Source organism: Variovorax sp. RO1 (assembly GCF_002849325.1).
Taxonomy (GTDB): domain Bacteria; phylum Pseudomonadota; class Gammaproteobacteria; order Burkholderiales; family Burkholderiaceae_C; genus Variovorax.
Genome location: NZ_PKMT01000007.1, coordinates 1 through 12,969 on the forward strand (window position 1 = coordinate 1; position 12,969 = coordinate 12,969).

The 12,969-nt window shown below is 65.8% G+C and carries 11 protein-coding genes; 5 read left to right on the plus strand and 6 right to left on the minus strand.

What is annotated here, in order from left to right; translation table 11 throughout:
• The 5 genes from CY658_RS26865 to CY658_RS26885 form a co-directional block, all read left to right on the plus strand.
• On the plus strand, window positions 1–2,233 hold a 2,233-nt coding region (locus CY658_RS26865; protein WP_101493102.1), incomplete at its 5' end, for a type VI secretion system Vgr family protein.
• 6 nt (window positions 2,234–2,239) lie between these two features.
• Window positions 2,240–3,082, plus strand: a complete 843-nt coding sequence (locus CY658_RS26870; protein WP_101493103.1) for a DUF4123 domain-containing protein — start codon at window positions 2,240–2,242, stop codon at window positions 3,080–3,082.
• Window positions 3,083–3,108: 26 nt separating this feature from the next.
• Window positions 3,109–3,873, plus strand: a complete 765-nt coding sequence (locus tag CY658_RS26875) for a DUF3304 domain-containing protein (protein ID WP_101493104.1) — start codon at window positions 3,109–3,111, stop codon at window positions 3,871–3,873.
• Entirely contained in the window at window positions 3,870–4,733 is an 864-nt protein-coding gene (locus CY658_RS26880; RefSeq protein WP_101493105.1) for a DUF3304 domain-containing protein, read from the plus strand. Before CY658_RS26875 ends, CY658_RS26880 begins: the two co-directional genes overlap by 4 nt.
• A complete protein-coding gene (locus CY658_RS26885; protein WP_101493106.1) occupies window positions 4,730–6,781 on the plus strand; it encodes a T6SS phospholipase effector Tle1-like catalytic domain-containing protein in 2,052 nt (683 codons plus the stop codon). Before CY658_RS26880 ends, CY658_RS26885 begins: the two co-directional genes overlap by 4 nt.
• A gap of 36 nt (window positions 6,782–6,817) precedes the next feature.
• On the opposite strand, the gene CY658_RS26890 is transcribed toward CY658_RS26885, so the two are convergent.
• From CY658_RS26890 to CY658_RS26915, 6 genes are read right to left on the minus strand one after another with little or no spacing between them, the layout of a single operon-like run.
• Window positions 6,818–8,269, minus strand: coding sequence for an aldehyde dehydrogenase (locus CY658_RS26890; protein ID WP_101493107.1), 1,452 nt, complete (start codon window positions 8,267–8,269; stop codon window positions 6,818–6,820).
• A gap of 35 nt (window positions 8,270–8,304) precedes the next feature.
• Window positions 8,305–9,015, minus strand: a complete 711-nt coding sequence (locus CY658_RS26895) for an ABC transporter ATP-binding protein (protein ID WP_101493108.1) — start codon at window positions 9,013–9,015, stop codon at window positions 8,305–8,307.
• On the minus strand, window positions 9,012–9,761 hold the full coding sequence (locus tag CY658_RS26900; RefSeq protein ID WP_101493109.1) for an ABC transporter ATP-binding protein: 750 nt from the start codon (window positions 9,759–9,761) through the stop codon (window positions 9,012–9,014). Before CY658_RS26900 ends, CY658_RS26895 begins: the two co-directional genes overlap by 4 nt.
• A complete protein-coding gene (locus tag CY658_RS26905; protein ID WP_101493110.1) occupies window positions 9,758–10,690 on the minus strand; it encodes a branched-chain amino acid ABC transporter permease in 933 nt (310 codons plus the stop codon). Before CY658_RS26905 ends, CY658_RS26900 begins: the two co-directional genes overlap by 4 nt.
• On the minus strand, window positions 10,687–11,565 hold the full coding sequence (locus CY658_RS26910) for a branched-chain amino acid ABC transporter permease (protein WP_101493111.1): 879 nt from the start codon (window positions 11,563–11,565) through the stop codon (window positions 10,687–10,689). Before CY658_RS26910 ends, CY658_RS26905 begins: the two co-directional genes overlap by 4 nt.
• A 4-nt stretch (window positions 11,566–11,569) precedes the next feature.
• Complete coding sequence (locus tag CY658_RS26915; protein WP_099795375.1) at window positions 11,570–12,760, minus strand: amino acid ABC transporter substrate-binding protein; 1,191 nt, start codon at window positions 12,758–12,760, stop codon at window positions 11,570–11,572.
• Window positions 12,761–12,969: the final 209 nt, after the last annotated feature.

Genomic DNA, 12,969 nt, shown 5'->3' on the forward strand with positions numbered 1-12,969 from the left:
CGCGCAGGTGCACCTGAGCGCCTGGAACGTCGACGGCAAGCGCCAGCTCACAGGCAGCGCGCCGGCGCGCTTTCCGGTTGGCGGCAAGAACGCCCCGCGCCTGGAGTACGACGACGTGCTCGGCCTGAACGACCGCAGCCGCGGCTGGGACACCAACCGCACGCTCGAGCGCTATGCGGCCTTGATGATGGAAGCGGCCGAATGCCGCGCCGACGTGATGCTGGGCCACAGCACCGTGCGCACCTTGCGTGCGGGCACGCGCATCGAGATCGACGACGCACCCGCGCTGGGCTTGCAGGCCAAGCCTGCGCTGCTGCTGGACACCGTCGAGCATGTGGGCATCAACAACCTGCCCAAGGACACGGCAGCGTCGATTGCGGCGCAGCTGGGCGAGCCGACGGAACACCTGGTGTTCGACCAGCCGTGCGCACCCGTGACGGCCGAGTCCGATGTGTTCGGGCTGGTGTCCGCCGCAACGGGTACGCGCAGCGACGACGCCATCCACCCGCAGCCCCAGAACCTCGCGACCGCGCAGGCCCAGGGCTACGCCAACAGCTTCTCAGGCGTGCATGCCCCTCGCCCCTGGCGCCCCGCACTGGCCGCAGCCGACGGCGCGCGCCTGCACGCCAAGCCCACGGCCAGCGGCGTGCACAGCGCCATCGTGGTCGGCCCGTCGGGTGAGACCTCGCCCAATGGCGCCGACGAGCTGTACTGCAACGACCGAGGCGACGTGCGCGTGCGCTTCCACTGGCAGAACGGATCGAACGACAACGGCAGCAACAACGCCGACAGCGCCCAGGACAACCGCAGCACCCGCTGGATTCGCGTGGCCCAGCGCCAGGCCGGTCCCGGCATGGGCTGGCAGTGGCTGCCGCGCATCGGACAGGAAGTGCTGGTCAAGTTCGTCGACCTCGATGTCGACCAGCCCGTCATCGTCGGCGCGCTGTACAACGGCCGCGGCGACGGCGGCATCGCCCCCACGCCCGGCGGCGCATCGCGAGGCAGCGAGGCCCATGAAGACGTCTTCGCCCAAGCGGGCAACGCCTCGTCCAGTGCCCAGGCCAACCTGGCTGCGGGCCACGCCCCGCCCTGGCACGGCGCCAGCGCCGACGACAAGGGCCACCGCAACGCAGCCGCCCTGAGCGGCTTCAAGACCAAGGAGTTCGGCGGCGAGGGCTTCAGCCAGCTGGTGTTCGACGATTCGAACCAGCAGCTGCGCGTGCAATTGCACGCGAGCACCGCCCACAGCCAGCTGAACCTGGGCCACCTGATCCATCAGGCCGACAACTTCCGGGGCAGCTTCCGCGGCCAGGGTCTCGAGCTGCGCACTGACGGCTATGCCGCCCTGCGCGGCGGCAAGGGCGTCTTGCTGAGCACGTACCACGGCGCAGGCGGCCAGAAGCTGGAGCCCGTGGGCGACTTCGCCGCCGGCATGGCGCTGCTCAAGCAGGTGCAGCAGCTGGGCCAGGCCTTGAGCGATGCAGCCAAGACCCACGAGACCGTGCAACTGGCCGGGCACATCGGTGCCAACAAGGCCAACGAATCGCAACTGGACAAGGAGCGTGCCCCCTACGCCGCGATGGAGCGCACCGCCAGCGGCATGGTCGCTGCCGACGCGCTCGACACCGCCTACGCGGATGCAGCAGACAAAGCCATCGCCACCGGCGAAGGCAAGGTGCCGCACACGAGCGACGCCGTGATCGCACTGGCCGCACGCGGCGGCCTGGCGATGGTGGCAGGTCAGCAGCTGCAGATCGTCAGCGGCGAGACCGCCACACTGGCCAGCGGCGGCGACATCAACCTGGCGCTGGCCGACGTGCTGCGCGTGCACAGCGGGCAGGCCATCGGCGTGCTGGCCGGGGCGCAGAAGGCCGATGCCGAAGCGGGCCTGTCGGTCATCGCAGGCAACGACGACCTGGACTTCCAGGCGCAGCACGATGAGCTGCGCATCCAGGCCAAGGAGGCGCTGAAGATCGCGAGCACCGACCACACGGTGGAGTTCGCGGCCAAGAAGAAGATCCGCATCGCGACCGCGCAGGGCGCGTCGATCACGCTGCAGGATGGGGACATCACCTTCGAGTGCCCGGGGAAGATCACTTATCACGCGGTGCAGCGGAAGTTGGCGGGGCCGGTGCAGAAGAGCTATCCGCTGCCGGCGTTTCCCAAGAGCATCTGCGTGGCGTGCCTCTTGAAGTCGCTCAAGTCGGCGCCGGCCTTCACCCAGGTGGAATAACGCACGATGAATCTGATCGACAAGCACGCGCCCGGATGGATCGACGCCCTGTTTGCGGACGATGGCCTTCTTGCCTCGGATGCTGAGGGATTTCGCTACGCCTTGATCGACTGCGCATTCGCCCCGCAATGCCATCAGCTGCTCAAGAGCCACCTGGGCTCCGGCTCTTTGCGGTCGCTCTACGAGAACATGCCCGGCGCTTCAGACGAAGCGATCCGGCATTCACCGATCCTGCTGAACATCGACGCTGTCGAGAGGCCTTTGCTCGATCGTGTGCTGCAGCTGACGAATGGCTTGCCGATGCTCAGCTTCATCCACTCGGGCGAACCGCTCGAATCGCTGTTCGAACGCTTGAGCCCCTGGTGCATCGTGAATGCGGACGGGCAGTATTTCGTGCTGCGCTTTCCCGACACGCGCCGCCTGCCGGATGTGCTGGCTGCGCTGTCACCGTTGCAGCAGATGGCGTTCTGCGGTCCCGGCACCACCTGGCATTTCCGCCAGCGCGACGCGAGCTGGAGAACTTTTCTTGCACCCTGGCAAACGGCCGCTTCCACGTCGCTGCCTCCATGCGCACCGGTGCTCGATGGTGATCAATGCGCGGCGCTCATTGCCGGCAGCGAAGCGGACGAGATGATCGCGAACCTGCTGCAGCTTTCGCCAGCCTACGAAGCGAAGCATTCGCCCTGGGCCCTGCACGCGCTTGCGACATGCGGGCTCGCCGCAGCCAATGCCATGCAGTTCGACACGGTGGCGCAACGGATGAGACTGTGCGAGGTGTTTTGGCAGCAGCCCGAACTCAGCCGCAGCGGTCGCCCGGACCATGAAGCGCTGCGCGCCCTGATGGCTTAGCGCCTCGCAGCAGGAACAACTAACAGATGCTTCTCAAGAACTGGCTCCTTCTTCCCCTCGTGCTTCTTGCATCCCTGGCTGCGACAGGGTGTGCCATCGGCCGTGCCGACACGGTTCCAGCGTCGGTCAGCGGCGTCAACTACACCGACCAGGACATCCACTACCGGCTGTTCGATCCCAAGGATCCGAAGCAGACCACACTTGCCTCCGAAGACATTGGCCCATTTGCCGCCGGAGGCGTGATCTGCTGCTACGAAGTACCGAAGACCTGGGCGCCTGGCATTCAGGTCGGTGTGATATTGCGGAGCTACGACAACGAGGCGGGCGACTATCGACCACCCCAGACCTTCATCGTTGATCTGCCGCCTTACGACAAGAGTGGCAAGGCGGGGGGTGTTTGGTTCATCAACTATCCAGATGGAACAGTGGGCGTGGTCTCGACCGCTTACCGGCCCAACGGCGAGGAGTGGCCTGGGAAGATCAAGGGGTGGCCCAAGCCTTCTTTGGCTTTTCAGAGGGAGTTGTGGGAGCGGGATATGAGGTTGGCGCAGGAGAGTTTCAGGGCGAGCAAGGAGTCAGCGGCCGAGTTCGATCGGAATCCCACAGCCTTTCTCAAGAAAAAATGGGATTTCTATTTGGAAGAGCTGAAGCAAAAACGACCGCCGAAAGAGCTTCAAATGTTCGCGGGTCCAGTTGACCCGGAATTTCTTGCTTACGAACGTCAATGGCGAATGCGGTTGCTGGAGCATTCGCAAGACAAAGTTGATCGACTTCTGAAAGTAAAGCCATGACAACGCAACTCGTAGGTTCGATGGATGCGGCAATTGATGCTGATCTTTCGAATCAAAGAGGTCTTCTCGAAAGCCAGGTTGGCAATATCGGAAAAATCCGTGTTGCCGGACTGCGCAGGAACTGGCTGTTCCCGTTCGTGCTTCTCGCATCACTGGCCATTGGCGGTTGTGCTCTAGGCCACGCCGAGACGGTTCCGGCCTCGGTCAGCGGCGTCAACTACACCGACCAAGACATCCGCTACCGGTTGTTCGATCCCAAGGATCCGAAGCAGACTGTGGTCGCTTCCGAAGAGATCGGTCCGTTTGCCGCAGGAGGCGTGATCTGTTGCTACAACGTGCCGAAGACCTGGGCGCCTGGTATTCAGGTCGGCGTGATCCTGCAGAGCTTCGACAACCAGGCGAAACGCTATCGGCCGCGCCAGACCTTCATTGTTGATCTGCCGCCCTACGACAAGAGCGGCAAAGCAGGGGATGTCTGGTTCATCAACTATCCCGACGGCACGGTGGGCGTGCTCTCCACCGCGTACCGCCCTAACGGTGACGAGTGGCCCGGGAAGATCAAGGGATGGCCCAAGCCCTCTTTGGCCTTTCAGATGGAGTTGTGGGAGCGGGACATGAAGTTGGCACGTCAGGCCTTGGAAGCTGATCAGAGAGCGATGGATGAATTTCGGAAAGACTCAAAAAAATATCTCAAGGAAACGTGGGATCAATTTGAGAACGAGCCCGCTTTTCGAAGCAAGCTAGAGCCATTCTCAGGACCGGATGATCCTGTATTCTTCGCAGATCGAAAGGCCGCACTAGAGAAGCTTGTGGCTTGGGATCTAGAGAAAGTCGATCGACTGATGAAGATCAAACCATGACCGCACAGCTCGTAGCGCCGATCAACGAGGAAGTATTTTCCGACCCATCGAATCGGGAAGTTTTTTTTGGAAAAGCGAGCGTAACAATTCGAGAAAACTACGAAATCAAACGCGAGCTTCGTCCAATAGGTCAACCCGGGAAGTCCTGCGACGTGAACCTGTTCATGGGGTTCTTTTTCGACGGCACGCGCAACAACTACGACCGCAGCACCGACGACAAGGACTACACGCATTCCAACGTTGCCCGCCTGTATGGTGCTTATCCAGGCCAGAGCGTGCCCGGTGTACCGAGCGACCCCGATGCGCAGTGGACCACTGACTCTGACAACTACCAGCATTTCTTCAAGGTGTATGTGCCGGGTGTGGGAACACCCTTCAGACAGGTGGACGACAGCGGCACTGGCAAGGATGCGCTGCTGGGCAACGCCACGGCTCGCTACGGAGAGCGCCGCATCCTCTGGGCATTGGCGCAAGCGCTCAACTGCGTTTACCGCTACCTCACTCAGAGCGGCAATGGGCCAGGGTTGTTCTCCATCGAAGAGGTACTGCAGTTTTGCAAGGCCTTCGATCTCGGGCGAGAGGAACTGCTGGAAGCGGGAAAAGGGCCCGCCGAGAAGCGCCAACGCGAGAACAAGAACCGCCGCACGCTTGAGTCGATGCTCAATAAATTGCACGAGTCGGTCAAGCCGCACATGATTGATCCCGAGACGGGGCAGTGCAGCAAAGTCGATCCGGGGCGCGTGCAACGCATCTTCGTCAGCGCATTCGGCTTTTCGCGGGGGGCAGCGGAGGCCCGGGTCTTCGTCAACTGGTTCCTGGCGATGTGCGAGATCGATGCTGAACTTCGCGGGCAGACCGGGCCGACGCTGGCTTCGTTTCCGGTGACCTTTGACTTCCTGGGATTGTTCGATACGGTCGCGTCGGTCGGGGTGGCAGCTTCGTCCTTGTTCGCTGATGGGCATGGCGGATGGGCTGATGCGGACACTTCGATGCGCATCCCGGCCGACGTGCCCTGTTTGCACATGGTGGCCGCGCACGAGTTTCGTCGCAGCTTTCCATCGGACTCGGTTCACGTCGGCAATACGTTGTCGGAGAACTGCCGGGAGTGGGTGTGCCCCGGCATGCACTCGGACATCGGTGGAGGCTACATGCCAATGGAGCAGGGCAAGGGAGTGGCCGAGGAGGGTGAAGATATGCTCTCGCGCATTCCCTTGGCGCTGATGTACCGCGAGGCAAGAGTGCGGGGCGTGCCACTGAAGCTGGAGCTGGCACGTCCAGTCATCAAGGCGCAGTTCATGGTCGCCAAGGATCTGATTCGTGATTTCAACGCTTACCTTGCCGTATGCCGGGTCAAGGAAGGGGTTCTGCGCGACATCATGGCGGAGCAGCGCAAGCTGTTCATCCTGTGGCGCAAATCATGGGCCGGTCGCCCGTTGGAGATGGATTTTGTCCTGCGCGCGTCGGCCCCAGACCGGGCGGACCTTTTGTCGGCCGACGAGCAGTTCGTCAAGGAAGTGAAGGACTTCGAAGCCTGGCTCAAGAAAAAGAAGCGGATCAGCGGCCGTAACAGCCCGGATGGCACACCGCACGAAATCGACAACGTGCCCGGCATCGATTCGGAGCGGGTGGGCGAGTGGGGCCGCATCGAGCCGTACTGGAACGAGCCCGTGCTCACCAGCAAGCTGTTCGAAGACCGTGTGCACGATTCGCATGCATGGTTCAAGCTCACCGGGCCCGAAGCGGCCGAGTTCAAGGAGCAGCTCGACAAGCTGGTGGCTCGGAAGAAAAGGGCGGACGAGGCGCGCGGGCAGATCGATCCACCCAGAGGCGGGGCGCCCGCCGGGCTGACGCGCCGGCAAGAGCAATGGGTGAACCTGTACCTGACCAAGGGCGAGTACGCGCCCGAATTCACGGAAGGGCGCGAATGGTATGCATGGGGTGCCGGCTACTTGCGCTATCGCCGTGTGTACGCAGGCGCGGACGAGACACGGCTGACTCAGAACCGTCGACCCGCAGAAAGGGAGTCGCCGGAGCCGATGACGGCCTGATGCGAACGGCAGGGCGGTGCCCTGCCGTTCCCTTGTTCAAAACGGATACTGCCGCGCCGTCGTCTGCACCGTAATCCACCGCAGCTCCGTGAACGCCTCCACCCCCGCGCGCCCCCCGAACCGCCCATACCCCGAAGCCTTCACACCGCCAAACGGCATCTGCGCCTCGTCATGCACCGTCGGCCCGTTGACATGGCAGATCCCCGCCTCGATGCGCTGCGCCACGTTCCACGCGCGCGCCACGTCGCGGCCGAACACGGCGGACGACAAACCGAACTCGTTGTCGTTGGCCACCGCCACGGCCTCTTCGACGCCGTTCACCCGCACGACCGCCTTCACCGGACCGAACGACTCCTCGCGGTAGATGTCCATCGCGGACGTGACGTGGTCGAGCACGGTGGCGGGCATCAATGTGTTCTGCGCCTTGCCGCCGCACACGAGCACGGCACCCTTGGCGAGCGCGTCGTCGATCAGCGCGTTGCAGCGCGTCACGGTGCTCATGTCGACCACCGAGCCCAGCACCACCGGGCCTTCGCGTGGGTCGCCCAGCGGCAACGCCTGCGCGCGGGCGGCGAACTTCAATACGAACTCGTCGGCGACAGCGTTGTCGACGACGATGCGTTCGGTCGACATGCAGATCTGGCCCGAGTTGGCGAAGGCGCCGAAGATCGCACCGTTCACGGCCGCGTCGATGTCGGCGTCGTCGAGGACCACGAAGGGCGCCTTGCCGCCGAGCTCGAGCACGGCGGGTTTCAAATACGTGGCGCAGGTCTGCGCGATGAGGCGGCCCACGCGCGTTGAGCCCGTGAAGTTGACGCGCCGCACCGCCGGGTGCGCGACCATGGCCTCGACCACGGCGCCGGCATCGGCCGGCGCGTTGGTGACGAAGTTGACGGTGCCCTTGGGCAGGCCGGCCTCGGCCAGTGCTTCGATGATGAGTGCGTGCGTCTCGGGGCACAGTTCGGACCCCTTGAGCACGACGGTGTTGCCGCAGGCCAGCGGCGTGGCGATGGCGCGCGTGGCCAGGATCACGGGGGCGTTCCACGGCGCGATGCCCAGCACCACGCCGGCCGCCTGCCGCACGCCCATGGCGAGGCTGCCGGGCACGTCGGACGGAATCACCTCGCCGGCGATCTGCGTGGTGAGCGACGCGGCCTCGGTGAGGATGCCGGCCGCGAGGTGCACGTTGAAACCGGCCCACAGCGCCGAGGCGCCGGTCTCGCGCGCCATGGCCTGCACGAAGGCGTCGGCGCGCGCTTCGAGCGCGTGCGCGGCCTTCAGCAGCAGGGCGCGGCGTTCGTTGGGGCCGGTCTGCGACCAGGTGGCGAAGGCGCGATGGGCGGCGTCGACGGCGGCCACGGCATCGGCGGGCGTGGCGGCGGGGGCGCGCGTGGCGATGCCGCCGTCCAGCGGATTGCGCCGCTCGAAGGTCTTGCCGCCCGTGGCGGCGCAGCGTTCGCCGTTGATGAACATGGAAATGTCGGTCATGGGTGTCCTTTGCGAAAGAAGAGGAAGAGGGGTGTTCAGGCCACGCCCAGGTAGGCCTGGCGCACGGCGTCGGAATGCAGCAGCGCCTGTGCCTCGCCCGAAGCGACCACGCGCCCGCGTTCGAGCACGTAGCCGCGGTCGGCGGCCTGCAGGGCCTTGCGCACGTTCTGTTCGACCATCAGCACGGTCACGCCCTGGTCGGCGATGCGGCGCACGATGGCCAGCAGTTCGTCGACCATGCGCGGCGCGAGGCCGAGCGAGGGCTCGTCGAGCATCAGCAAGCGCGGGCCGCTCATCAGGGCGCGCGCCACCGCGACCATCTGTTGCTCGCCGCCGCTCATGGTGCCGGCGAGCTGCGTGGCGCGTTCTTTCAAGCGTGGAAAGTCGTCGAAGGCGCGCGCGAGCCGCTCGGCGCGCAGCCGCGCGGGAATCAGCCAGCCGCCGAGTTCGAGGTTCTCGGTGACGGTCATCTGCGGGAACAGCTGGCGGCCCTCGGCGACAAGCGCCAGGCCGCGCCGCACGCAGGCGGTGGCATCGGCAGACGGCAGCGCCGCACCATCGAGCACCGCTTCGCCCGTGCGTGGCAGCAGCCCCGCGAGCGCCTTGAGCAGCGTGGTCTTGCCTGCGCCGTTGGGCCCGAGCACGACGGTGACGCCGGGTGTCACGTCGAGGTCCAGGCCCTGGATGACCTCGAAGCCGTGGTAGCCGGCCGACAGGCCGCGCACGGTCATGAATGTGTCGCTCATGCCGTCGCCTCCATCTCGTCGCCCAGGTAGGCCTCGACCACCTCGGCATTGCGCACGACCTCGGCCGGCGTGCCGTCGGCGATCTTGCGGCCCTGGTGCAGCACGAGCACGCGCTCGACGTACTTCAGCAGCGTGGTCACCGCGTGCTCGATCCACACGACGGTGAGGCCGTGGTCGTCGCGCAGGCGGCGGATGCGCCGGGCCATCGCATCGACCTCCGCTTCGGTGAGGCCGGCCGCCACTTCGTCGAGCAGCAGCACGCGCGGCCGGGTGCCGAGCGCCATGCCGATTTCCAGCAGCCGCTGCTGCGAGGGCGTGACGTCGGCGGCGATCTGCGTCGCGAGGCCGCCCAGGCCCAGCATGTCGAGGATCTCGCCTGTGCTGCCCAGGCCCGCGATGGGCGCGCGACGGCGCCCGGCGAACTGCATGCCGAAGCGCACGTTGTCTTCGAGCGTCATGTCGGCCATGACGCGCGGCGTCTGGAAGGTGCGCGCGATGCCGTGCGCGGCGTACAGGTGCGGGCCGCGCCGTGTCAGGTCGACATCGCCTTCCACCAGCAGCCGTCCCGAGGTCGGCATGACCACGCCCGAGATCGCGTTGAAGAAGGTCGTCTTGCCCGCGCCGTTCGGGCCGATGATGCCGACCAGCTCGCCCGCGTGCAGCGTCGCGCTCACGGCATCGACCGCAGTGAGTCCGCCGAAACGCACCGTGAGGTCGCGGGCTTCGAGAAGAGGCGTTGCCTTCATGGCGCATGCCTCCGCAGGGCCGCCCGCTTGCGCTGCCACAGCGACGCGAGGCCGTTGGGCAGGTACATCACGCACAGGATCAGCAGCAGCCCCAGCACCATCATGTAGCCGTAGGGCAGCTGCAGCCGCAGCGTCTCCGACAGCAGGCTGAACACGATGGCCGCGGCCACCGGTCCGCCGATGCTGGCGGCCCCGCCGATCATCGCGATCAGCACGGTCTGGAAGCCGATGAAGGGGCTGAACACGGCTGCCGGTTCGATGTAGGTCCAGCGCACCGCCATGGCTGCACCGACCGCACCGGCGAAGGCGGCGGTGAGCGCAAAGCCGGCGATCTTCACGCGGCGCGTGTCGACGCCCAGTGTCTGCGCACGTTGCTCATCGGCGCCGATGCCGGCCAGCGCGAGGCCGAAGCGGCTGCGTTTCACGAGCAGCGCCGTCGCGATTGCAACTCCCGCAATGACCAGCACCGTGAGGTACACCGTCTCGTTCGACGGCACCACGGTGAGCACGCGGCCCACCGTGCCCGAGACCTGCTTCTCGACGAAGGTCACGGCATGGCGGATCAGCTCGGTCATGCCGAAGGTCAGCACCGCGAAGTAGGTGCCGCGCAGGTGCAGCACGGCCGCCCCCATCAGCACCGCGACCGCGCTCGCGATGGCCGCGCCGCTCAGGATGACCAGCGGCCAGGGCAGCACCTCGAGCAGCGTCGCACTCGCGTACGCGCCGAGCCCGAAGAAGGCCGAGGTGGCGAGCGACAGGTAGCGCGTGGCACCGCAGAACAGCGACCAGCTCGTGGCCAGCGCGATGTACATCAGGCAGCCGAGCGCGACCGATGCGATGAACTCGCTCGCGACCCACGGCACGGCGGCTGCCAGCGCGAGGCCGATGGCGAGCACCCACCAGGGCTTGTTTTGAATGAGTGAAATCATCTTCTGGAGAACAGTCCGTTGGGCCGCCAGATCAGCACGCCGATGAACACGGCGTACGACAGCAGCATCTTGAGCGAGGGGCTCGTGTAGTACATGCCCAGCGCTTCGACCACGCCCAGCAGCAGGCCGCCGACGAGGCTGCCCGCGATGCTGCCGAAGCCGCCGAGGGTGATGACGATCAGCGCCGTCACGGTGTAGGGCTCGCCCATCGAGGGCGAGATCTCGTAGGTCATCGACAGCAGCGCACCGGCCACGCCCGACAGGCCCAGGCCGACGCCGAACATCAGCGGGTGCAGCCGCTTGGTGTTGATGCCCACGAGCTGCGCGCCGGTAGGCGACTGCATCAGCGCGCGCACCGCCTTGCCCAGCAGCGTGAGCTTGAGCAGCGCGATGAGCACGAGGCTCAGCGCCAGCGCCACGCCGAACAGCACGAGCTTGTTGGCGGTGAAGCGCATCTCGCCCAGCTGCACCGGCTCGGCCAGGTAGTCGTAGCCGCGCAGGTCGCCGCCCCACACGAGCAGGGCGGTGTTCTGCACGAAGAACATCAGGCCGAAGCCGACCATCAGGCTGCGCGCCTCGAACACATCGACGTTCGGCGCGCGCGCCGCCACCTGCCGGAAGCACAGCCAGTGCACCGCCATGCCCAGCGCCATCAGCAGCGCGAAGGCCACCGGCATGAACAGCAGCGGCGAGATGCCCAGCGCCGTGTGCGCCCACCATGTCAGAAACGCGCCGAGCATCAGGAACTCGCCGTGCGAGATGTTCATGATGCGCATCAGCCCGTACTGCAGGTTCAGTCCGATGGCCACCAGCGCGTAGATGCCGCCCGTGATCAATCCGCCGGCCAGGAGCTCGGCCCATCCAGAGAACGACACGCTGTTATTTCCAGGCCGGCTTGGGCATCAGTTGCGCGGTGGCGCGGTCTTTCGGCCACACCACTTCGAAGTCGCCGCCCTGCCATTGCGACACGGTGCCGGGAATCGACGCGTTCTCGCTGCCCTCGAAGCGGATCGGCCCGAGGATGGTCTTGAACTCGTTCTTCGCGATCTGCTCGCGCAGCGCCTTGCGATCCAGGCCCACTTTCTCCACCGCCTGCTGCAGGATCTGCAGGCCGGCCCACGCGTGGCCACTGGCCCAGCGGTCGGGCTCCTTGCCGAACTTCTTGGTGTGCGCATCGAAATAGGCCTTGGCCTCGGGGCTGGTCTTGCCGTTCCACGAGCCCATGCCGATCACGCCCTCGGTGTTGGCGGCCATCACGTTCTTGTAGAGCTGGAAGGCGGTGCCCACCGAGGCGTAGAAGTACTTCGGGTTGAAGCCCACCTCGCGCGCCTGCCGGCTCGCAAGAATGGTGTCCGGCGGGTAGGTGATGCCGATGAAGGCGTCGGGGTTCAGGTCCTTCATGCTGCGCAGCACGGGCGCGAGGTCTTTCACGCCGAGCGGGTAGCTCTTGCGGTCGAGCACCTGGATCTGCGTCTTCTTCAGCGCGTTGTTCAGCGCCGCGAAGTTCTCCAGCCCGAACAGGTCGTCCATGTAGACGATGGTGATCGTCTTCACGTTCTGCGCCACCAGCATGTCGACCAGCGCACCCATCATCTTGTCGGGCTGCTGCAGCAGCGAGAAGAAGAAGGGCAGGCGCATGTCGATGAGCTTGCGCGACAGGGCGGTGGGCGCGAGCAGCGGGTAGCCGAAGCGGTTGGCCAGCGGCGCGACCGCGAAGTTGGCGCCCGATCCCCAGGGCGGCAGCACGAGGTCGACCTTGTCGCTGCCCATCAACTTCTCAAACGTGCGCACGCAGGTCTCGGTCTCGCTGCGGTCGTCGTAGCCGATCAGCTCGATGGGCCGCTTGGCGCCCTTCACCGACAGCCCGCCCGCGGCGTTGACCTGCTCGGCCCACAGCAGGTAGTTGGGTTCCTGGCTCACCTGCGCGCCCGCGGCCCAGGGGCCGGTGCGGGCGATGGCGTAGCCGATGCGAACGGGGGCGCTTTGCGCGAACAGCTGCGGCGCAACGGCGGCCGCGCCCAGCGCGGTGGCCGTGCCCTGGATCCAGTGGCGGCGGGTGGGGTGAAGCATGAGGGTCTCCTTCCGGGCGTCGGTATGCGCCCGCTGACCGGGATCGTAGAAACGGACGCACTTCGCCGCTGTGCCCGCCGCGCACAAAGCACTTGACGCAGCGTGCAGGGGCCTAGTGGTTAACCCGCAAAGGCGAGGGCCTTGCGGGCACTCCACAATGCGCGGCACCCCGGCTCCGTGCTGCAATCTTTCGTCTTCACTGCTTTCGC